This is a genomic window from Hyphomonadaceae bacterium ML37 (genome assembly GCA_027627685.1).
GTDB lineage: Bacteria > Pseudomonadota > Alphaproteobacteria > Caulobacterales > Maricaulaceae > Oceanicaulis.
Window position 1 is genome coordinate 608,366 of the sequence record CP091241.1, and the last position, 22,055, is coordinate 630,420.

20 protein-coding genes are annotated in these 22,055 nt (G+C 67.6%); 14 read left to right on the top strand and 6 right to left on the bottom strand.

The features are described 5' to 3' along the window. Window positions 1-47: 47 nt before the first annotated feature. Together L2D01_03085 and L2D01_03090 are read right to left on the bottom strand one after the other, a co-directional pair. The gene (locus L2D01_03085; protein ID WBQ10773.1) at window positions 48-683 is read right to left on the bottom strand and encodes a PilZ domain-containing protein; all 636 of its coding nucleotides are present in this window, start codon (window positions 681-683) and stop codon (window positions 48-50) included. 61 nt (window positions 684-744) lie between these two features. After that, on the bottom strand, window positions 745-1,305 hold the full coding sequence (locus L2D01_03090; GenBank protein WBQ10774.1) for a PAS domain-containing protein: 561 nt from the start codon (window positions 1,303-1,305) through the stop codon (window positions 745-747). 309 nt (window positions 1,306-1,614) lie between these two features. Between L2D01_03090 and L2D01_03095 the strand changes: the two genes are divergently transcribed. The 11 genes from L2D01_03095 to L2D01_03145 all read left to right on the top strand — a co-directional run bounded on the left by L2D01_03095 (window position 1,615) and on the right by L2D01_03145 (window position 12,323). Then, window positions 1,615-2,487, top strand: coding sequence for a hypothetical protein (locus tag L2D01_03095; GenBank protein WBQ10775.1), 873 nt, complete (start codon window positions 1,615-1,617; stop codon window positions 2,485-2,487). A gap of 170 nt (window positions 2,488-2,657) precedes the next feature. Beyond that, window positions 2,658-3,464, top strand: a complete 807-nt coding sequence (gene cpaB / locus L2D01_03100; protein ID WBQ10776.1) for a Flp pilus assembly protein CpaB — start codon at window positions 2,658-2,660, stop codon at window positions 3,462-3,464. Beyond that, complete coding sequence (locus L2D01_03105) at window positions 3,461-4,945, top strand: type II and III secretion system protein family protein (protein ID WBQ10777.1); 1,485 nt, start codon at window positions 3,461-3,463, stop codon at window positions 4,943-4,945. Before cpaB ends, L2D01_03105 begins: the two co-directional genes overlap by 4 nt. Before the next feature lie 5 nt (window positions 4,946-4,950). After that, the gene (locus tag L2D01_03110) at window positions 4,951-5,610 is read left to right on the top strand and encodes a CpaD family pilus assembly protein (protein ID WBQ10778.1); all 660 of its coding nucleotides are present in this window, start codon (window positions 4,951-4,953) and stop codon (window positions 5,608-5,610) included. Window positions 5,611-5,620: 10 nt separating this feature from the next. Further along, complete coding sequence (locus tag L2D01_03115) at window positions 5,621-7,186, top strand: AAA family ATPase (protein ID WBQ10779.1); 1,566 nt, start codon at window positions 5,621-5,623, stop codon at window positions 7,184-7,186. 11 nt (window positions 7,187-7,197) lie between these two features. Continuing rightward, entirely contained in the window at window positions 7,198-8,706 is a 1,509-nt protein-coding gene (locus L2D01_03120) for a CpaF family protein (protein WBQ10780.1), read from the top strand. Window positions 8,707-8,710: 4 nt separating this feature from the next. After that, the gene (locus L2D01_03125) at window positions 8,711-9,703 is read left to right on the top strand and encodes a type II secretion system F family protein (GenBank protein WBQ10781.1); all 993 of its coding nucleotides are present in this window, start codon (window positions 8,711-8,713) and stop codon (window positions 9,701-9,703) included. A 12-nt stretch (window positions 9,704-9,715) separates the two neighbouring features. Further along, window positions 9,716-10,687 carry a type II secretion system F family protein gene (locus tag L2D01_03130; protein ID WBQ10782.1) on the top strand — a complete coding sequence of 324 codons (972 nt, stop codon included), beginning with the start codon at window positions 9,716-9,718 and terminating at the stop codon, window positions 10,685-10,687. A 99-nt stretch (window positions 10,688-10,786) separates the two neighbouring features. Then, the gene (locus tag L2D01_03135) at window positions 10,787-11,287 is read left to right on the top strand and encodes a hypothetical protein (GenBank protein WBQ10783.1); all 501 of its coding nucleotides are present in this window, start codon (window positions 10,787-10,789) and stop codon (window positions 11,285-11,287) included. Between the two features lie 105 nt (window positions 11,288-11,392). Continuing rightward, window positions 11,393-12,049 (top strand): MarC family protein, encoded by a 657-nt coding sequence (locus L2D01_03140; protein ID WBQ10784.1) that lies wholly within the window; start codon window positions 11,393-11,395, stop codon window positions 12,047-12,049. A 25-nt stretch (window positions 12,050-12,074) separates the two neighbouring features. After that, a complete protein-coding gene (locus L2D01_03145; GenBank protein WBQ10785.1) occupies window positions 12,075-12,323 on the top strand; it encodes a hypothetical protein in 249 nt (82 codons plus the stop codon). On the opposite strand, the gene L2D01_03150 is transcribed toward L2D01_03145, so the two are convergent. From L2D01_03150 to flgK, 4 genes are all read right to left on the bottom strand, one after another. Then, entirely contained in the window at window positions 12,320-13,048 is a 729-nt protein-coding gene (locus L2D01_03150; protein ID WBQ10786.1) for a M48 family metallopeptidase, read from the bottom strand. The genes L2D01_03145 and L2D01_03150 overlap by 4 nt on opposite strands. 49 nt (window positions 13,049-13,097) lie before the next feature. Beyond that, window positions 13,098-14,381 (bottom strand): amidohydrolase family protein, encoded by a 1,284-nt coding sequence (locus tag L2D01_03155; protein WBQ10787.1) that lies wholly within the window; start codon window positions 14,379-14,381, stop codon window positions 13,098-13,100. A 73-nt stretch (window positions 14,382-14,454) separates the two neighbouring features. After that, window positions 14,455-15,366 (bottom strand): hypothetical protein, encoded by a 912-nt coding sequence (locus L2D01_03160; GenBank protein ID WBQ10788.1) that lies wholly within the window; start codon window positions 15,364-15,366, stop codon window positions 14,455-14,457. 11 nt (window positions 15,367-15,377) lie between these two features. Next, window positions 15,378-17,504, bottom strand: coding sequence for a flagellar hook-associated protein FlgK (gene flgK, locus L2D01_03165; GenBank protein ID WBQ10789.1), 2,127 nt, complete (start codon window positions 17,502-17,504; stop codon window positions 15,378-15,380). A 475-nt stretch (window positions 17,505-17,979) separates the two neighbouring features. Between flgK and L2D01_03170 the strand changes: the two genes are divergently transcribed. From L2D01_03170 to L2D01_03180, 3 genes are all read left to right on the top strand, one after another. Continuing rightward, on the top strand, window positions 17,980-19,809 hold the full coding sequence (locus tag L2D01_03170; GenBank protein WBQ10790.1) for a flagellar hook-length control protein FliK: 1,830 nt from the start codon (window positions 17,980-17,982) through the stop codon (window positions 19,807-19,809). A gap of 21 nt (window positions 19,810-19,830) precedes the next feature. After that, the gene (locus L2D01_03175; protein WBQ10791.1) at window positions 19,831-20,511 is read left to right on the top strand and encodes a flagellar hook assembly protein FlgD; all 681 of its coding nucleotides are present in this window, start codon (window positions 19,831-19,833) and stop codon (window positions 20,509-20,511) included. Between the two features lie 93 nt (window positions 20,512-20,604). Then, window positions 20,605-21,996, top strand: coding sequence for a flagellar hook-basal body complex protein (locus tag L2D01_03180; protein ID WBQ10792.1), 1,392 nt, complete (start codon window positions 20,605-20,607; stop codon window positions 21,994-21,996). The last annotated feature ends 59 nt before the right edge of the window (window positions 21,997-22,055 follow it).

Consider the following 22,055-nt stretch of genomic DNA (forward strand, 5'->3'; position numbering starts at 1 on the left):
TTTATGGGCGCCATGCGTGACGTCTGCATGCGCGGGAGGGCCGGATTTCAGGCGGCAGGCTCGTCCGGCGCCGTCTCGTCAGGTGGCGGGTCGAACCGGACCGCAAACCCATTCTCCAGCCAGCGCGCCACCTGGCCGGTCATGCCGCCCACCCGCACCTGTTCGCCGATGCGCGGACGCTCCAGGCAGGCGAACCCGGCGCCTGTAACCGATACGTCGAGCACATCAGCCTGGATCACCACGCCGTCACGCAGATAGACGCTGGCGCGTCCCCGGCCGGGCTTGCGCGGCGCAGCGCGGTCCTCTTTGAGACCCAGGCGCTCCATATTGAAACGCCAGGTGATGGCGTCGGCCAAACGGTCACGCTTGCGCTGGGTGGCGGCCAGGCGGGCGGCGAAACCGGACTGGCCCGCGCGCACCACCTCGCCCTCGACCCGTCCCAGACCGTCAAACAGCATGACCACGCGCTCGCCCCGCTTGGGCGGCGTGGCGGTGGTCACGCGTACACCGCCGGGCGACACATCGACCAGCTGACATATGAACTCGCCCTGGCTGGCGCACAGGGCGCGGCCCGGAATGGCCAGGCGCACACGGCGATGCCGGCGGCGCTCTTCAGCGCCGCGCGCGGCTATCTTGATCTTGCGCCGGTCCAGCCGGCTGGTGATGTCCGTGATCTGCGCCATGGCACGCCGCTGTGAAACACAAGGGGGCAGTCTGGCGCGGGAGGTTTAAGAATTCGCTATATCAGCCGTCATTGGCCGCCAGCGCCCGGCGCGGCGTGCGCTCGCGCGCGGCGAACAGCGACAGGCTGGGGTCGGGCAGGCGGGCGGGATTGAGCACCGCCAGGCGGTGGCGCACCACCGGGCGTCCGCCCAGCCGGCTGGCGTCCAGCGGCTGATACAGGCCCAGCGCCCGGTCCACCTGACCTTCAGGTCCGCGCAGGGGCAGCAGCGTCACCTCGACCGCGCAGGCGCGGCCGTCCAGCGTGATGGCGTCGGCCATGGCGGTCGCAGGGGCGGGCGCGCCCAGCGCGCCTTCCAGCAGCGCGCTCATCATGGGCCGGTCCTGACCGGTCCACAGGCTGAGGAAATTCTGGTCGCGAAACTCGCGCTGATGCAGGCGGCACAGGCCGGTCCCGGCGAGCCGGAAGACGTGATGATCCTGATCCATGCGCCGCAACAGAAACAGATGCGACAACAGCGCGCCCAGATCCTGAGGCGCAATGTCGGCGCGCGCTGGCGCCGAGCCGCCGCGCCGTCTCGCATCCCAATAGGCATGCAGAGTTCTTGAATTGGGATGCCGCACGAGCCCGCGTCCTTCTGTAAACCCCTCACCGGCGGCAGGCCCGCTATGAAACGGCGCGGGTGCAGCCTTGGCGCTCCGTCTGCAAGCGGCTTGCCAGTCGCGCCTCGTGATGTGTTTTCAAAGGTTTCGGATCGGCCCCACTATAAAGACAGCCGCCTGGCGCGGGGGTGGCCGGGTGTGACGGGTCGGTCAGGCGCCGGGGCGCCGAATTGATCACCGGCCTGCCCGATGCACTCTCGCGCACACCCGCTTGCGCCAAACCGGCCCCGCGCTTGCATGAGGGGGGAGAGAACAGATTCGGAGACCGTCATGCGCGTATCATCCCGGCACGCAGCCCTGATCACCGCCGTCGCCGCCGGCGTCATCGCCGCCAGCGCCCCCTCGTGGTCGTTGACGCCGCCTTCGCCGCCGCCGGGCTCGCACCATCCGTGCTGCGCCCATCCGGGCGGCCCGAACATCCGGCCCCCGTCCATCCATATCGGCGGCCCGAACATTCATGTGCGCGGTCCCAATATCCATGTGGGCGTGCACAACTCGGTCAATGTAAATGTCAATGTCCAGGCCAGCGCCTCGGCCAGCGCCATCGCCACGGCGACCGGCCAGGCCGGCGCGGGCGCGTCCACCTTCGTCTATGCCGGCGGCGGCTATGTGGCCGGCGGGACGGCGCCGGGCGCGACAGCCCTGACGGGCCTGCGGCTCGCGGGCATGACCGAGCGCGTCCATGAAGAGCGCACACGCATCCGCGAGGAATGGCGCCTGATTCGCGCGATCTGCATCGACGATCGCGGGACGCCCCACCCGGCGGCCCGTCCTGATCCGTCCGAGCGCGTGGACCCGGGCTTTGAGGGCGAGCTGTTCCGCTGTGTCACCGGCACCGCCCTTCAGGCGACGCTGGGCTGGCGCACTGACGGCATGGACATGTTCGAGGGCGGCGAGACCATCATGTGTGAAAAGGGCGAGGCCCTGCGACACGGCCCCGGCGGCGAGGTATTCTGCGCCCGCCAAACGCCCCAGCGTGACTGCAATGAACGTTCGCTCCTGCGCCTGCACGGGCCGGGCATGAAGATGGTCTATATGCGCTGGGAAGAGCATTACAGCGAGACGGTGGAGCGCTCCAGCATGGTCGCCGAGGCGTCCTCGATGACCCTGATGCTCGATGGCGGCGTCGGCGGTTATCGCTGACGCCCGCCTGAGACGTCGGTGATCCCGGCGCGCAGCGAGCGATGTAAACCGCCTGTTCACTCTGCCCCCGATCGGCTGAAGCATTAACGCGGCCTTGAGGTTTTCGCGGTCACATCAGGCCCAGGGTGCGCCATTGCGCGCGCCGGACGTCTGAAGGGGCCCTGACCGCCATGAATGCTGTGCGTCTGATCGTGCTCGCCGTCGCGGGAGTCGCCGCCATCGGTGCGGCCGTGCTGGTGCGTGGCGCCATGCAGCCTCCTGCGCCTGTGCAAGTCTCCAGTGAAGCGGCGCCGGTTGCGGCGCCCGAACCGGTCACCGCCCGCGTGCTGGTCGCCGCCCGCGACATCGCCGCCGGCGAGCGGGTCAGTGCGGGCGCGTTCCGCTGGGCCCACTGGCCGGACGAAGCCGTGATTTCAGGATATCTGGTGCAGTCGCGCAACGCTGACGCCATGGAGCGCCTGTCCGGAGCTGTGGCGCGCACCGCCATGGTGGCGGGCGAACCGATTCTGGAGCCGCGCCTGGTCCAGCCTGGCCAGGCGGGATTCATGGCCGCTGTCATCGAACCGGGCATGCGCGCGGTCGCCGTGCCGATCTCTGCACGGTCAGGCGCGGGCGGGTTCATCCTGCCCAATGACCGGGTGGACATCCTCCTGACCCTGTCGGCCAACGAGAATTTCGCCACGCGCAATGTGGTGGAGAATGTGCGCGTCCTCGCCATCGACCAGAGCCACGCCGAATCGCGCGAAGGCGCTTTGGTGGGCGCCACGGCGACGCTGGAGCTGAGCCCGTCCCAGGCGCGCGCCGTATCCATGGCGGTGGCGTCGGGCACCGTATCGCTGGCGCTGCGCTCTATCGCGGACACCGAAGGCGGCGCGCGCCTGCCCGATGGCGCGGACGAAACCGGCACGGCCAGTGTCGTGCGCGTGTTCCGCTATGGCGAAGAGCAGCGTGTCGCGCTGGGAGGCGGCGCCCCATGATGATCGCTTTGTTCCGAAATCTCTGCCTGGCTGCCGCCGCTCTCACCGCCACGGTCTGTGGCGCGGCTGACGCCCAGCCTGATCTTGAGCGCACCAACACCATGCAGGTGGTGATCCGTGCGCCGGGCGAGGGCCGGGTGTCCGAGCGGCTGAACCTGCCTCTGGGCCAGGCCGCCATTCTGCATTTGCCGGTGGATACCGTCGAAGTGATGGTCGCCAATGATGCGGTCGCCGACGCCGTGGTGAGGACGCCGCGCCGGGCCCTGTTGCTGGGCCAGTCGGTGGGCCGTACGAATATCTTTTTCTTTGATGCTGACGGTCAGCTGATCCTCGATCTGGACGTGCGCGTGGAGCGCGACATGGACGGTTTGCGCGAGGCGCTGGCCCGCTTCGTGCCAGGCGCGCGCATCGAGGCGGAAAGCATGAATTCCAATATCGTGCTGTCGGGCGCCGTGCCGTCCGCCGCGGCCGCCGATGCGGCCATGCAGGTGGCGCGCCGCTGGGCCGATGATCCCGAACAGGTGGTATCCTTCCTCGCCATCGAGGGCCGCGATCAGGTGATGCTGCGCGTGCGGATCGTGGAAATGCGCCGCACCATCGTACGCCAGCTGGGCGTCAATCTTTCGGGTGATCTGGCCACGGGCGGAAACACGCCCACGATCAACCGGATCAATACCGAGAATGCATTCGGCATTGCCGGGTCGGCGCTGGGCGGGCTGACCGGCCAGATGGACCTGCTCAATGCGCTGGGGCCGGGCACGCGCCTGGGTGCCACCCTGAACGCGCTGGAACGCATCGGTCTGGTGCGCACGCTGGCCGAACCCAATATCACGGCAATCTCGGGTGAATCCGCGCAGTTTCTGGCAGGCGGGGAATTTCCTGTGCCGGTCGGGCGCGACCGAGACGGCAATGTCACCATCGAGTTCAAGCCCTTCGGCGTTGGGCTGGGCTTTACGCCGGTCGTGCTGTCAGAGGGGCGCATCTCACTGCGCATCTCCACCGAAGTGTCGGAACTGTCCAATGAGGGCGCCATCTCGCTGGGCGGGACGCCGCAATTTGACGGCCAGGGCAATGTTGTCGGCACGACGGGCGGGCTGACCATCCCGGCGCTCAGTGTCAATCGCACCCAGACCACGGTCGAGCTGCCCTCGGGTGGCAGTCTGGTGATCGCCGGCCTGATCCAGGAAGAAACCCGCCAAGCCATGGACTCGGTGCCCGGCATCGACCGCCTGCCGGTTCTGGGCGCGCTGTTCCGGTCGCGCGACTTCACCAATAACGAGACCGAGCTGGTCGTGCTGGTCACGCCCTATCTGGTCGACCCCGCCAATCCGGGCGCGCTGGAGGAGCCGGGCGAGGGCTTCGTGGCCGCCTCCATGGCGTCAAACATCGTGCTGGGCCGTCTCAACCGTGTCTACGCCGCGCCTGGTGCGCGGGTGGAGGGGCGTGGCTGGACGGGCCCTGTCGGCTTTGTGCTGGAGTAATCGTGATGGCTATCAAGCATCTGTGTCTGGCCCTGGCTGGCGCCGCGCTGCTGGCGGCCTGCTCGGCCCACGCGCCCCAACCCCTGCCGCAGGCGACCGCCGCGCCCGAAACCGTGCGCGTGGAGATGGCTTATGACATGCGCGATAACGGCCTGACCTGGCGTCAGCTCGATCTGATTGCGTCGGTGGCCGCCGAGTACAAGGCACGCGGCCATGGGCCGCTGGTGATTTCCTATCCCCAGGATTCTCACGGCTCGGATGCGGCCATTGGCGTCATCGCCGATGCACGCGCCCAGCTCTTCGCCCACGGTCTGGACTGGCGCGCCATTGGCGGCGGCGCCTATGACGCCGGCGGCCGCCCCGGAGCGCCGATCATTTTCTCGTTCAACCGCTACCGCGCAGTTGCGCCGGCCTGCGACCGCAGCTGGCCAGACCTGACCCATGCCCGCCCTGGCGAGGCCTGGCCGCAATTTGGCTGCGCCACCGCAACGAATCTGGCCGTCCAGGTGGCCGATCCGCGCGATCTGCTGACGGCCGGGACGCTGGACCCGTCCGACGGCGCGCGCCGCGCCGCGGTTCTGGAGCGCTATCGTCAGGGCCTGCCGACATCCAGCCAGCGCACGGCGGATGAGAGCGGTACCGTGTCCACTGCCGTGGGCGATTAGGAGAGCGCACATGGCCAAACACGCAGACGCTTTCCAGGATGACAGCTTCGACGCCGAGGACAGCTTCCTCGACGATGCGGCCATGACGCCGGTGTCCGATCCGTTCCTCGACGCCTCCGCCGTCGAGCGGCGCATGCTGGGCGAGCCTGACCCGTCTGCGTCGAAAGCCGCGCCGGATCCCGCCGGCCTGCGCCCGTTCGGCGCGCGCCTGGCCGAAGCCAATCAGGCGCCCGAACCGGACTTCGCGCCAGCGCGCCAGGCGTCTGCCGCCAAAACCGCGCCTGCGCACCCCGCGCCGGCCGCCGCGCGTCCTGTGGCGCCGCTGGCGCCAGTGGACGGGCTTTATGGCGAGGTTGGCGGCGATGAGGATGACGCGTTGATCAATCAGCCCGTGCCGCGCATCGCGATCCAGGCCTTCTGCGAGCGGCCCGAGACCGGGCAGCTGATCCATCACGCCGGCGCGGACCGGCGTCTGTCGCGCGCCCATCTGACGGTGGAGCTGGGTGGTCTGGCGGCGGCCATAGAGCGCTTCCATGACGCCCAGACGCCCGAGCTTCTGATCATCGAGACCGGCATGCGCGGGCGCGAGCTGTTCGCCCAGCTCGAGGAGCTGGCGGGGGTGTGCGACGCCGAGACCAAGGTGGTGATCATCGGCGCGGCCAATGACATCACGCTGTATCGCGAGCTGATCCGGCGCGGGGTGAGCGAATATCTCGTGCCGCCCATGACGCCGCTGCACCTGATCAAGACCATTTCCGGCCTGTTCCTGGACCCGGATGCGCCGTTCGCGGGCCGCACCATGGCGTTCGTCGGGGCCAAGGGCGGGGTGGGATCATCCACCGTGGCCCATAACGTGGCCTGGCACATCACTGAATCCCTGCGCACCGACGCGGTGCTGGTCGATCTTGATCTGTCCTTCGGGACCGCCGGGCTCGATTTCAATCAGGATCCGGCACGGACCATCGCCGAAGCGCTGGCCCAGCCCGACCGGCTGGACGATGCGCTGCTGGACCGGTTGCTGGTCAAATGCACCGAGCGCCTGTCGTTGTTCTCCGCGCCCGCCACGCTGGAAAGCGACTGGGATTTCGACGCGGAAAGCTTCGACGTGGTGCTCGAAAAGGTACGCCGCCAGGCGCCCTTCATCGCACTGGACGTGCCCCACGTCTGGAGCCCCTGGGTGCGCCGGACGATTTTGTCGGCCGATCAGGTGGTGGTGACTGTCACCCCGGACCTGGCCTGCCTGCGCAACGCCAAAAACCTGTTTGATCTGGTGCGTCAGGCCCGGCCCAATGACGAGCCGCCCAAAGTGGTCGTCAACATGGCCGGCTGCCCGAAAAAGCCGGACATCCCGCTGAAGGACTTCGCCGATGCGCTGGGTGCCGCGCCGCTCCTGGTGCTGCCGTTTGATCCGGCCCTGTTCGGCAAGGCGGCCAATAACGGCCAGATGATCGCTGAGGTCGACGCCAAATCCCGGCCCGCTGAAGGTTTTGCTCATCTGGCGAGCGTTCTGGCCGGACGCGCTGCGCCGCCAGCAAGGCGCAAATCCCTGTTCGGCTCCCTGTTCTCGAAAGGCTGAAAGCAGCTCTGATGTTTGGCAAACGCCCGCCCGGTTCGCCTGATGGTTCGCGCACGTTCGGCGCGGCGCCTTCCGGTGCGCCCGAAGCGGCGAGCGTGGCCGTGCGCGAGCGGCCCAAACCGGCTGCGCCCCGGCCCGCCACCCCCGCTCCGGCACCAGCCCCTGCCTCGCGGTCTGCAGGCGAGATGAAAGCCGCGCCGGCCCGCCGCAAGGCGCAGGAGCCTGAACGCGTCGGTGCTGAGCGATCGGCGGAATATTATGCGATCAAGACCACAATCTTCAACGCGCTGATCGACACCATTGATCTGGGCCAGCTTTCGCGCCTGGACAATGAAACCGCGGCCGATGAAATCCGCGACATCGTCACCGAGATCATTTCGATCAAGAACGTGGCGATGTCCATCGCCGAGCAGGAACAGCTCCTGCAGGACATCTGCAATGACGTTCTGGGCTATGGCCCGTTGGAACCGCTGCTGGCGCGCGACGACATTGCCGACATCATGGTCAACGGTGCCGGCCACGTCTTCATTGAAGTCGAAGGGCGGGTGCGCAAGACCAATATCAAGTTCCGTGACAACGCCCAGCTGATGAATATCTGTCAGCGCATCGTGTCCCAGGTGGGCCGGCGCGTGGATGAATCCAGCCCGATCTGCGACGCGCGCCTGGCCGATGGCAGCCGCGTCAACGTCATCGCGCCGCCGCTGGCGCTGGACGGGCCGACCCTGACCATTCGCAAATTCAAGAAGGACAAGCTCAAGCTCTCCAATCTGGTGGGCTTCGGCTCCATCTCGCCGGAAGGTGCCCGGATTCTGGAGATCATCGGCGCCTGCCGGGCAAACGTGCTGATCTCCGGCGGTACCGGCTCGGGCAAGACGACGCTTCTCAACTGCCTCACCGGCTTCATCGGCGAGGACGAGCGCATCATCACCTGCGAAGACGCCGCCGAACTTCAGCTGCAGCAGCCCCATGTGGTGCGCCTGGAGACCCGCCCGCCCAATCTGGAGGGCTCGGGCCAGGTGACCATGCGCGATCTGGTCAAGAACTGCCTGCGCATGCGCCCCGAGCGCATCATCGTCGGCGAGGTGCGCGGCCCTGAAGCGTTCGATCTGTTGCAGGCCATGAATACCGGTCATGACGGCTCCATGGGCACGCTGCACGCCAACAGCCCGCGCGAGGGTCTGTCGCGGCTGGAGTCCATGATCACCATGGGCGGCTACAACCTGCCCACCAAAACCATCCGGGAGATGATCTCCGGCTCCATCGATGTGGTCATCCAGGCTGCGCGTCTGCGCGACGGGACGCGCAAGATCACGCACATCACCGAAGTGCTGGGCATGGAAGGCGATGTGATTATCACCCAGGATCTGTTCCTGTACGAAATCACCGGCGAGGACGCGGACGGCAATATTCTGGGCCGCCATGTCTCAACCGGCATTGCGCGTCCGAAATTCTGGGATCGCGCGCGTTATTTCGGGCTGGAGCAGGCGCTCGCCGAGGCGCTCGACGCGTCGGAGGCCTGACGCCATGGCCGGTGACATGGTCTATATCCTCGCCGCGGTCTGCGCCTTCGTCGCTGTGGCGGCGGCAGGCCTGGCGCTGGCACCGAGCGATGGCGGACGCACGCGCAAGACCCGTGTGGCAGTGGCCGTCGGCCAGCCGGTCCAGCGCGGGCAGCGCAAGGTCGCCGCCCTCGACGCCGCCGCCCAGAAGCGCCGCCAGATCCAGGAAACCCTGAAAGACCTCGAAGCGCGTCAGAAGGCCGAGCGCAAGAAATCCCTGACCCTGAAAGGCCGCCTGGAGCAGGCGGGTCTGAAGGCCACGCCTTTGCATTTCTGGATCGCGTCGGGCGGCCTCGCCGCGATCGCCCTGCTGGGCGTGATGGCGACGGGTCTGCATCCCGCCATCGCCGCCGCCGCTGCCATCGTGGCCGGTCTCGGCCTGCCGCGCTGGGTGCTGGGCGTGATGCGCAAGCGCCGCCAGGCCAAGTTCACATCCCATTTCGCCGATGCGCTGGACATCATCGTGCGCGGCATCAAGTCCGGCCTGCCGCTGAGCGAATGCTTGAAAGTGATCGCGCGCGAATCCGAGGCCCCGGTGCGTCAGGAGTTCGAGCTGCTGGTGGAGGGCCTGTCGGTCGGCGTCGATCTGGACGAGGGCCTGCGCCGGATGACGGGCCGCATGCCGTTGTCAGAGCTGTCCTTTTTCATGATCGTTCTGGTCATCCAGCAAAAGACCGGCGGCAACCTGTCCGAGGCGCTGAACAATCTGTCGGGCGTGCTGCGCGCGCGCAAGATGATGCGCGAGAAGGTCCAGGCCCTGTCCTCTGAAGCGAAGGCGTCGGCTTTCATCATCGGCTCCCTGCCGCCGGGCGTGGCGATCATGGTGTCGATCATGTCGCCGGCCTACATGGAGCCACTGTTCAACACGCCGCTGGGTCAGATGATGCTGATGGGCGGCGCGCTGTGGATGGGCATCGGCATCGTGATCATGCGCGGCATGATCAATTTCAAAATGTAGGCGGAGGCCGTCATGACAGCATTCGCCACCTGGATCACGCAGCCGGAGAATTTCTTCGCGGCGCTCGCGGCCATCCTGGTCTTCGCCACGGCGCTGACCCTGTCGGGCTCGTCCATGCGCAATGACAATCTGTCGCGGCGCATGAAGCAGGTCGCCAACCGGCGCGAGGAATTGCGCCGCAAATCGCGCGAAGCGATGGAGCGCGAGAAGACCAGCGGGCTTCGCGGCAAGGACACGCGCAGCCCGTTCCGCAAGGTGGTCGAAGGGCTGAACCTCCAGAAATTGCTGGAAGACCCCAATCTGAAAACCAAGCTGGTCCAGGCCGGCATGCGTGGCCAGGGCCCGATCTTCGCCTTCTATTTCGCGCGCTTCGTGGCGCCCTTCCTGCTATTCGCCGCCGTGGCGCTGTATCTGTGGACCATCAATGATTTCGGCCTGTCGGGCATGCAGCGCCTGACGGCGGCCATGGGGGCGGCGGTGCTGGGCTATTATGCACCCGCGCTGTACCTCTCCAATGTCGGCGCCAAGCGGCGTGAATCGATCATGCAGGCCTTTCCCGACGCGCTGGACCTCCTCCTGATCTGCGTGGAAGCGGGCATGTCTATAGAGGCGGCGTTCCAGAAGGTCGCGTCGGAAATCGGCTCCAGCTCCATCGATCTGGCCGAGGAATTATCCCAGACCACCGCCGAGCTCGCCTATCTGCAGGAGCGGCGCATGGCGTACGAAAACCTCTCCGCGCGCACCGGCCATCCCGGCGTCAAATCGGTGGCCACGGCGCTGATCCAGGCCGAACGCTACGGCACGCCTCTGGGCTCTGCGCTGCGGGTGATGGCCAAGGAAAACCGCGATATGCGCATGAGCTCGGCCGAGAAGAAGGCGGCGGCTCTGCCCGCCAAGCTCACCGTGCCGATGATCGTGTTCTTCCTGCCGGTCCTGTTCCTGGTGATCGGAGGACCCGCCGTGCTCAATCACCAGAATCTGTAAGCCCCGATCAGGCCCCGCCCGCATGCAAAAGGGTTTTTGCAGCGGCCGGTTTGGCTTTAGGGTGCGCAGCCCTGACCCCCAGCCGGAAGGATCTGCGCCATGTTCGGCGGAGACAAGGCGGCCAACCGCCGCCGCGACGAGATGCGCCAGGCCAGCGAGGCCGCTGATCACGCGCTTGAGGCGCTGGCGGCGGGTGATCTGACGCGCGCCCGGCGCGAGCTGGACATGGTCCCCAAGAAAATCACCTTCGCCGATGGCGGCTGGAAGCCCTTGCTGGCGGCCGCTGTCCTGGATGTCATGTCCGGCAAGCGCCGCGCCGGTCTGGACAAGCTGATCGCGGCGTGTGACGGGCTGGACGAGACCAGCCTGTCGCGCGACGACAAGGGCTATCTGCGGCTATACGCCCTCTACCGCGCTATCGATGCGAGCAAGGACGGGCGGGCGCCGCGCGAATTGCGTGAGCGGGTGGAGGATTTCCGCTTCGATCACACTCTGGTCAGCGGTGAACTCAAGACCCGGTTTCCGCTGAAGAAGGTGGAGGAGCCGGTCTCCGCCCCGCCTCCCATGGCGCCGCCGCCCTCGGCGGACGAGCCCTTCTAGCGTCGCGGCGCCCACAATTACGCAGACTGGACCTGCAAAGTCCCCGCTCGCCTTCGGGCGGCGGCTCTGTTACATGCGCCGCCATAGCGCAGGAGACTTTCGTCCATGGACTTTCTCGACATCACCTTGCTGACCGGCGCCTTCGTTACCTTCTTTGTGGTGATCGACGTGCCCGGCGTGGCGCCGATCTTCGCGGGCCTCACGGACGGCACCAGCGCGGCGCACCGCGCCAAGATGGCGTTCAAGTCTGTGGCCATCGCCACGCTGGTGCTGGTGGGCTTCGCCTATGGCGGGGAATGGCTGCTGGGGGCGCTGCATATCAGCCTGGATGCGTTCCGCGCCGCGGGCGGCGTGCTGCTGTTCCTGATCGCGCTGGACATGATTTTTGAAAAGCGCACCAAGCGCCGCGAAGAGCGCGCCGAGAAGGTGTCTGACGAGACTGACCCGCATACCGAGCACGAAGACATTTCCGTGTTCCCCATGGCGATCCCGATGATCGCTGGTCCCGGCGCCATCGCTTCGATCATGCTGTTCATGTCTCAGGCCTCCGGCTCGGTGGGCGCGCAAGTGTCCGTGCTGATCGGTCTGGGCGCCAATCTGGTGATCTGCCTGATCGTGTTTCTGATGATCGGGCCGGTCATGAAGCTGATGGGTGATACGATCGCGGCGATGATCACGCGCATCCTTGGCGTCATCCTCGCGGCGCTGGCGGCGCAGTTCATTTTTGACGGCGTGCGCGGGGCGCTTCTCACCGCGGCCTAGGGTTTACGCGGCGTTAACCGTGTTTTTGAACCCGGAATTAGCCCATTTGCGCCATGATCCGGCCCATCACTGGCTGGAGCATGAGCGCATGCCGAGCGTACGTTTCATTCTGTTGAGTGCTGCGGGACTGGCCGCCATGGGCGGTCTTGCTGCGGGGGCCGCCTGTCTGCTGGACGGCGCGTTCGCCCAGGCGGTGGCCTTCACCTGGCCGGGTCTGGCGGGCGGGGTCGCGTTTGCGCTGGCTGCGCCGGGGCAATCAGCCGAACCGGCCTAGTAAGCCGCTCCCGGCGGGTCTGTCTCGCGCAGGCGTGTGCGGCGCGCGCGGTGATCGGGCATGATCTGATCGAGCAGGCTGTAGAAGCGCCGCGAGTGATTCATCTCCAGCAGATGACACGCCTCGTGGGCGCACACATAGTCGATCAGCGCCTCGTCATAGGCGATCAGGCGCGCATTCATCCGGATCGAGCCGTCGGCGGAACAACTGCCCCAACGCGAGGCCTGCTCACGCACCCGCACAGTGGGCCGGGGCGCGCTGAGCGCCTGCGCATAGCCGGCCACTTTCGGGGCCATCACCGCCAGCGCCTGCTCGCGCCGCCAGCGTGACAGCGCCCGGCGGATGGTGGCGGCGCAAAGTGACGGCTCCAGCCCCGCATCTACCCGCACGTCCAGATAATCGCCGTCGCGGGTCAGGGCTGTGCGGGCGCGGTCATGGGGCGTGACCCGCAGGGTCAGCACGCCTCCGAGCCAGCCAATCTTCTCGCCGTCCACGCCGTGAAGCGGCGGGGCGATGACGCGTCTTGCCTGCTTGTCCAGCCGGTCGAGGATCCAGCCCGCCCGCTCGCGCACGGCCCGGTCGGCCTCCGAGGCGCTGGCGCGCTGGGGCAGCACGACGCTGAGGCCGTCCGGGCCCACTTTCAGCCCGATCGTGCGCCGGCGCGCCGAGCGGTCGAGTGTGTAGGCGAGCTCGCGCTCGCCCAGACGAATCGTGCGGGTGATCATGGAATGAGGATAGCGCGCCCGCGCACGCCGCGCAGCCGGCTCGCGCCGGTCAGGGCGCCTTGTGAACCTGCCCGCGCGCCATCACGAAGCCCACCTGCCAGACCGCCGAGATGTCTTCCAGCGGATCGGCGTCCAGCGCGATGATGTCGGCCGACAGGCCCGGCGCGATGCGCCCGGTCTCATTCTCCAGCCCCAGATGGCGCGCCGCCGTGATGGTGGCTGTGCGCAGCGCCTCCATGGGCGTCAGGCCCGCTTCCACATAGAGCTCGAACTCGCGGGCATTGTCGCCATGGGCCGAGACGCCTGAGTCTGTGCCGAAGGCGATGGTCACGCCGCCGCGATGGGCTTGGCGCAGCATGTCCAGCATGCGCGGACCCACATCCAGCGCCTTGGCGCGCTGGAAGGGCGTCATCCAGCCTGCATCGGCCTGCTGCGTCACCCATTCGCCCGCCATGACGGTGGGGACCAGGACGGCGTTGTTGCTGCGGAACAGGCGGATGGATTCGGCGTCCAGAAACGTCCCGTGCTCGATGGAATGGCCGCCCGCGCGCAGGAAGGCGTTGATGCCGCTCACGCCATGGGCGTGGGCGGTGACGCGCCGGCCCATCATGGTCGCTGCTTCAACGATGGCGCGCAGCTCCTCTTCGAAGAACTGCACCTCCACGCCTGCGCCGGTGGAGGACAGAACCCCGCCCGTGGCGGTGATCTTGATCATGTCCGCGCCTTCCTGGACCAGCTGGCGCACGGCGCGCGCGCAATCGGCCGCGCCATTGCAGGCATAGGGACTGCCATTGGCGCGCATAACCTCCACGCTCCAACCATTGATGTCGCCATGCCCGCCGGTGGGCGTCACGGCGCCGCCGGAAATGCGCAGGCGCGGGCCGGGGACCATGTTCTGGTTGATAGCCCTTTGCAGCGCGCGCACCGCCTCCATGTCCGCGCCCACATCCTGAAGCGTGGTGAAGCCGGCCATCAGCGTGCGCCGGGCATACTCCGCGCCCTGCAGCGCGCGGTCGGCGCTGGACTCAGTGAAGGTCGCCAGGCGCCGGTCCGGCCCCTGCTGGGAGGTGATGTGAACGTGGGAATCAATGAAGCCCGGCAGCACCCAGCGGCTGGAGAGGTCGATGATCTCCGCGCCCTCGCGGGTGATGAAGCCGTCCTCCACCGCCGTAATGCGCCCGTCCTCTACAATGATGGAGGCGTTGGCGCGCGGGTTTGCGTCGCCCGGCGCCGCGATCAGGGTTCCGGCATGGATGATGGTGACGGGCGAGTCGGCGGCCGATGGCGCGGCCAGCGCGCACGCAGCCGCCAGCGCAGCGAACAGACGGATCATGAAACCCTCCCCGGTATCGTGTTGTGTTCTCGCGCTAATCTCGCGCCAGCCCGGGCCAGGTGTCAAATCACGCCTATCTCAAAAACGGCAACAGGCTCGCCTGATTGAGGATGGAGAAGGTGGCGGCCGAGACTTCCACGGCGGTCTGGGCCTGGGTGAGGCGCGTGGCGGCCTGGGCCATGTCGGCGTCTTCCAGATCGGCCAGCATGCGGGTGAGATAGTCGGCGCGCGCCTCGTGTCCGCGCACCGACGCCTCCACCTTGGCCTGGCGGGCGCCGTTCTCGCCCATGGCCTCGTTCACATGCTCGAAGGCGGCGATCACATTGGTGATCTCGGTCTGGATGAAGGCCTGTTGGGCGGCGGTCATGGGGCCGTTGAACGGACCGTCCGGCCCGTCATTGAAGTCCGCGAGCCGGCGGAACACGCCCATCAGATCGCCTGCGACTTCCGACGCGGTGGCGTTCACATCCACCGCCAGATTATCGTCGATCTGGGTGCTCTGGCGGCGCGAAGCGTTGTCGAACGCGTCCATGGGATCGCCCAGCGCCTGCAGCTGGCCGATGGTGGAGACGGTCATGGGCTGCGCATCGGTGCGCACGCCGGCGAAGACGTGGGAGCCGTTGAACCGTGTGTTCAGCGCGATCACGACCCGGTCAAAGGATTCCTGGACCTTGTTCATCAGGAAGGTGCCGTCCGAGGTGGTCAGCGTCTCGCGCAGCTCCGACACCGAGTCTGACAGCTCGCGATAGGCCAGATCCTGAACCTCCAGCCGGTTGCCCAGGCGGGTGTTGGCGCTGACATAATTGTCCACGCGGACCTGGGCCGAGCGTGCGGAGATGATGGCTTCGGCGCTGTTGCCATAGCCTTTGAGGTCCGGCGCCTTGCGCCCGGTGGAGAGCTGCTCGCGCGCGTCAAACGCCTCGCGCTGGGCGCGCATGAGGTCCATGAGGGCGGACTGGGAGGCGGCCTGGGTTGAGATGCGCATCGTTCGGTCCTCTAGACCATGTTCAGAAGCGTGTCGGTCATTTCCTTGGACGCCTGCATCAGGCGCGCCGCGGCGTTATAGGCCTGCTGGTAGAGCGTCATGCGGGCGAGCTCTTCATCGAGATTGACGCCCTCCACATCCGAGCGTTTGGCGTCAGCGGCCTGTTTCACAGCGCCTGCTGCCGTCTCATTGCGCTCGGCGCGCGCGGCGCGGGCGCCCACATCGCCGGCCAGACGCGCGGCGTACTCCACCGGACTGGCCATGCCGCCCACCAGACCGCCCGCGCCGGCATAGCGGCGCTTGTCGGTGAGGGCGTTGAACAGGGCCTGGCCGCCCCGGCTGTCGCCCTGGCTGAGCACCAGATCGCCGGGCGCCGTGCCGGCGTCGAGGTCGAGTTTGGCGAAGGCGAGGCGGGTGGAATCCGAGCGCATGGCCGGATTGACCGAGAAGCTTTCAGCCCGGGTCATGCGCGCTGCGTCGCCCAGGCCAAACAGCTGGGAGAAGGACAGGCCGGTGGCGGCGCGCTGGGTGGAATCGCGGGTCACGTCGATGGTGAAATTCTGATAGCCCGGCGAGGACTGGAAGCTCAGCCGGCCATCGCCGTCCAGGCTGAACTGGCCGTATTGGCCAAGACCCGTGGCGGGACTGTTGAGGGCATTGATCTGATCCTGAAGGCTGGCGCCGGTGACCGGAACCGCGATCTGCGCCGCGCGCCGCCCGTCCGGCGTCATGACGGAGAAGCCAAGCTCCCCACCGGGCGCGAGGCCATGGGCGCTGGCGCCGGTCAGACCGGTTTCGAAAAAGCCGGGCCGGGGCGCGTCGACCAGGTCGTTGAGGCCGAAGAAGTGCGACAGGCCCCGCCCGCCGATGGAGGCGGGATCGGCGGCGTCTTGCAGCGCCGCCAGTCCGTGAGACGGGTCTGTGGCGCTGATGCTCAGGCGTCCATCGGTGAAGCTGGCGGTCGCATTCCCGCCAAAGGCGGCGTTGAGCGCGTTGACGAAATCACCCACGCTGGCGGCGGGCGCGCCATTGACTGTGAAACCGGTCGCGGTGACGCCCACGCTGACGCGCTGGACCAGCGCGCCGTCGCTGGTGACGACGGCCAGCTCGGCCTGTCCGGACCCGGTGACGATATCGCTGGCGAGCAGCCCGGTATTGCGCCCCTCCAGCAGGTTGGGCGGCGGATAGGCGGCTGAATCGTTATGAGCGGCGTTCAGCGCATCGGCGGCGCCGGCGGCCATTTCGGCCAGCGCCCCGGCGATCGACGGCAATTCCTTGTCGCGCAGGTCGATCAGCCCGCGCAGCTCGCCCGACCGGATGGACGGCGTGATGTCCACGATGGCGCCGGAGGTGGACACCCGGGCGGTGATGCGCCCGTACTCCACGCCATAGGCGCCGGTCCCGGCGGGCGTGTAGTCCAGCGTCAGGCGGGCATTGTCGATCAGGCCGACCCCGTCCTGGGTGCGCACGAACAGGCGCCCGTCCGGCTGGCGCTCGCCGCGCACATCCATCAGCTCTGACAATTCGTCCATCAGCTCGGACTGCCGGTTCAGCGTGCCGGTGACGTCAGATGCGTTCGCAGTGAGGGTCTGGGCTTGTGAATTGAGGGTCTCCAGCTCGCGCAGGATCTCGTTGGCGCGGTGCACGCCCGTGCCGATGCGCTGGTCGGATTCGTCACGCATGACGCGCACTTCGGCGGACAGGCGCGACGCTTCGTCGAAAAAGCTCTGCAGGTCCGACGCTGCGCTCAGGCGCGACACCCGGTCGGCGCTGTCGGCGGCGGCGGCGCCCAGCGAGGCCATGATCTGGTTCATCCGCCCGAACAGCGAGCCCGCGTCATCGGTGGCGCCAAACTGCGATTGCAGCCGGTCAAGCGCCGCCGCGACCGCTTTGGACGCCGCCGCATCGGACGAGGCGCGCATGGCGGCGCCGGTGAGATAGATGTCGGAGACCCGGTTGATCCCCTGGACAGTCACGCCTGCGCCCATGCCGCCGGAGCTGCGCGAGGACTGCAACAGCTCGGTGCGTGCATAGCCCGGCGTATTGACGTTGGAGACATTGTTCGAGGCGGTGCGCATGCCCAGCTGTGCAGCCTGCAGGCCGCTGAGCGCGCTGCCGATGATCCCGTTGAGCGACATCAGCCCGCTCCTTCAGGTTTGAAAGGAAAGAGGGCAGGTTTGCGGGCGAAAGGGGCGGGATTTGCCGGGCGAACGGCAAGACCTGCCGGGTCGGAGGCGCGCACGTTCTCACGCCCCGCAGCAGCGAAATCAAAGCAACAGATTGTTTTTAATGCCCTATCTGTCATGACCCTGCTCATGTCGGCGAGATGTGCGCGCCTGTATGGCCTGAGTACAGCGCAAGGTGCGGGCCAACGCGCCAGACGGCCCCAGGGCGGCAGGAATCGCCCCTGTTGACCCGTCAGAATCTGCCGGGCGGCGCCATATGCCAGGGACCATGATCATTTTAAGTATATGATTTTATTGAATTGTAAGCGGTGGGCTGGGCTGGCGCGGCGCTTGCTTGTGGGGTTGCGTATGCCTGCGCCCAAAGCGCGCGGGCTGATCAGTTCGCGGCAAAAGGCGGCGCACCCCATGAACATCAGGGTTTGTCATCATGCCGCTTGCGGCTGCCATCATCCCAGGCCTGGTCCCCGGCGCGGCTGAGATCCGTACCGGCGGCGGGGCCGCGTCTGACCATACAGCGACCGCTGGCGTGTTTGATGCGCTGCTGGGCGAAGCCGTGTCTGCGGATGCGCGCATGGCGGGCGGCGGGGCGGATGACCGGCTGCGCCAAACCCTGATGACCGGCGCTGCGCGCCAGCGTCCCGCCCCGGGAGGCGAGACCGGCACTCCGGACCGCGCCCCCGGCGCGCCCGATACACAGCCGCCAGGCGCGCCGGTCAAGGGCGTGACCGGCTGGTCACCCGATTCCATGCCGGTCGAGCCGGACGCCGAATGGCCGGGCGCCGGTAATAAGGACACGCGGGGGCCTTCGCTGGATTCCACGCCGGTGGAGCCTGGATCCGAAGAAGCCGGCGGGCCGGTCAAGGGCGCGCCGCGGCCCGGTCTGGATTCTTCACCGGTCCAGCCGGACACGAGCGCGCCAGGCGCGCCGGTGAAGGATGCACGCGGACCGTGGCTGGATTCCACGCCGGTGGAGCCGGGGACAGAAGAGACGGGTGCGCCGGTCAAGGGCGCGCCGCTTCCCTCGCTCGATTCCTCGCCGGTTCAGCCGGATCGGGCCGCGCCGGGGGCGCCGGTCAAGGATGCGCCGGGACCGTCGCTGGATTCCTCTCCGGTGGAGCCGGGGACTGAAGAGACGGGTGCGCCGGTCAAGGGCGCGCTGCGGCCGGGTCTGGATTCCTCACCGGTCCAGCCTGACCGCACCACGCCGGGCGCGCCGGTCAAGGATACGCCGGGACCGTCGCTTGATTCCACGCCGGTGGAGCCGGGGACGGAAGAGGCGGGCGCACCGGTCAAGGGCGCGCCGGGCCCGGTCCTGGATTCCTCACCGGTCGAGACTGATTTACAGGAACCGGACGCGCCGGTGTCTGCATCTCAGCAAACGCCTTCGCCAGGCGCTGAGGCCAACTCCACCGCTCAGCCCGCCGCGCCTGTGGCGGCGCCGGACGTGACCCTTCCGGCCAACGCAGCGTCGGTGCGGCGTGACGCTGAAGCGCGCCGCGTCGCGCCGGGCAGCCAGGCGGGCAAGGCAGGCGACGAGCCCGCCAAGCCGGGACCGGCAGGCGAGAAAGCGCAGGATCAAAGCGCAACGCCCGCCCCCGCCAGCGCCCCGGCCAAGACGCCAGCGCCGGACCTGCCGGCGGCTGCACGCAGCGCCGATGCGTTCCAGGCGCTGCTTCAGGCCCAGGGCCGGCCATCCGCCGAGGCCGCAGCGCCGCGCGCCGGCGACATGCCGCTGGACCCGTCCGGCGACACCGGAATGCGCAGCGCGCCCGATCGCGCCGCTGAGGTGCTGCGCAGCTCCGCACCGATGCCGCCGGGCGCCGCGCCGCGCTTTGCGCCGCAGACCGTCCAGACCCTGGCCGCCCAGATCGTGCGCCGGCAGAGCGAAGGCGGGCGGGTGTTCGATATCCGCCTGGACCCGCCCGAACTGGGACGGGTCGGCGTGCGCCTGGAAATGGGCAAGGACCAGATGGTCAAGGCCATGCTGACCGCCGAACGCCCGGACACGCTCCAGGAATTGCAGCGTACGGCGCGTGATCTGGAGCGGGCGCTCAACGAGGCCGGGCTGGATCTGGCCGAGAACGGGCTGTCCTTCACCCTCGGCGGCGAACGCGGCGAACGCGATGCGCCCGGGTTTGAGACGCCGCGCGGTGCGCGCAGCGTCGTGGAAATAGATGTGGCCCGGCCCGGCGCGCCGATGACCGCGCTTTACGGTTTCGCTCTGGCCCGCGCCGCGGGTCTGGACATTCAGGCATGACACGCATGAGGACGCATCGCCATGGCGCTTGATCTCAACCCGATCGGCCAGATTCTGCCCGGCATGAACGGGGCGTCCGACAGCGGTCTGGCTGCGGGCAATCTGGCGGACAATTTCGACACGTTTCTGCGCCTGCTGACCCAGCAGCTGCAGAACCAGGACCCGCTCAACCCGATGGATTCACAGGAATTCGTCAATCAGCTGGTGCAATTCTCCTCGGTGGAGCAACAGATCGCCCAGACCCGCTCGCTCGACGCCCTGCTGGCCATGCAGAGCGCCAGCGCGGTGATGTCGGCGTCCGGCTATGTCGGCCGGGATGTGACGCTGGCCACCGATACGGCTGAGCTGGCCGGGGGCGAGGCGCGCTGGAGCTACAGCCTCGATCGCAATGCGCAAACTGCTGACCTGGTGGTCAGCGATCTCAATGGACGCGTGGTGGCGACCCTGCCGGGCGAAACCGGTTCGGGCGGTCATGATCTGGTCTGGGATGGCCGCGACATGGCCGGCAACGTCATGGCGCCCGGCCTCTACCAGCTGGAAGTCGTGGCGCGTGACGCGCAGGGCGAACGCATTGCGGCGCCGGTGCGGGTGTCCGGCCGGGTCACCGGCGTGGACCTGTCCGGTGACGAGGTCCGTGTTGAACTGGGCGCGGTGAGCGCGCCCTTCGCCAATGTCATCGCGGTGCGTGAAGCGCGCGGCTGATCAGAACCCGGGCGCCTGAAGGCGCCCTGACAAAACACTTGGAGCCGGGGCAAAAGCCCCCGGCATCCGGGCAGGACGTGGGAGACTGAAAGCATGTCTATCAATTCAGCCATGATTGCGGGGGCGTCGGGCCTGCTCGCCAATTCTTCGGCGCTGGCGGCGATCTCGGACAATATCGCGAATGTGAACACCACCGGCTACAAGCGGGTGAACACCGTGTTCACGCCCAACTACAAGATCGGCGGCGGCGGCGAGGCGCGTTACAGCTCCGCAGGCGTCACCTCCAACTCGCGCCTTGATGTGAACTCGGCGGGCATCCTCAATCCGAGCGCCTCGCCCACGGATCTGGCCATTGACGGCAACGGCTTCTTCGTCGTGCGCCCGTCGTCAACTTCCACAGCAGGCACGGATTCAGTGCTGTTCACCCGCTCGGGGGCGTTCCAGACCGACAATTCGGGGTTCCTGCGCAATGATGTGGGGATGTATCTCTATGGCTGGCCAGTAGGGTCGGACGGCAGCGTCAGCCAGAACCCGTCCAATCTGGACGAGCTGGAAGCGATCAACCTGTCCAATATCGGCGGCGCGGCGGAAGCCACCAACTCGATCCGCATCAACGCCAATCTGCAGGCCAGTCAGGCCGTATCGCCTGCGGCGGCGACCTATGACTCCGCCGATCCCGCCAACAACATGGCGTCGGGCTCGGTGACCCCGGACTTCCAGCGCACCATCCAAGTGTATGACAGCCAGGGCGGGGTGCGGTCGATCACCATGTCCATGTTGAAATCGCCCACGGCCAACGAGTGGTTCACCGAGCTGCACGTAGAGCCCGCCAGCGACGTCGCCACCGGGGCTGGCCTCAACAACGGCCAGATCGCCACCGGCGTCGTGGCGTTCGACACCAATGGCCAGATCAATCCCGGCGCCTCGACCCTGCCGACCACGCTGAACTTCCTGTCCTCTGACTTTGGCGGCGCGCTGGGCGCCAACCAGGTTCAGTGGGCGGGCGGCACAGGCGTAGGCGCGCAGGCGGTGAGCCTGGATCTCGGCACGGCGGGCGCGCCGGGGGGCATCACCCAGTTCGACAGCCCCTCGACGCTGAACTCCACCACTGTGGACGGGGCCATCTTCGGCGCCTTCGCCGGGGTGGAAGTGGGTCCGGACGGATTTGTCTCGGCGCGCTTCTCCAACGGCGTCGTCCGCCAGATCTACCAGATACCCATCGCCACGGTGGCCAATCCCAACGGGATGGCCAGCGTTGGCGTGGCTTCGTTCCAGGTGACCGAGAACTCCGGCGCCTTCACCATGAATGCCCCCGGCCGCGGCGCTGCCGGAAGTGTCGCCGCCAACTCGGTGGAAAACTCCAATGTCGATATCGCCACCGAGTTCTCCAATCTGATCATCACCCAGCGGGCCTATTCGGCCTCCTCGCGCATCATCACAACGGCGGACGAAATGCTCGCCGAAGCCATCCAGATGAAGCGCTAGACCTGACCCCTTTCCCGCCGTCCCACCGGCGTTCCCTCGCCCCGGCGCGCAAGCGCCGG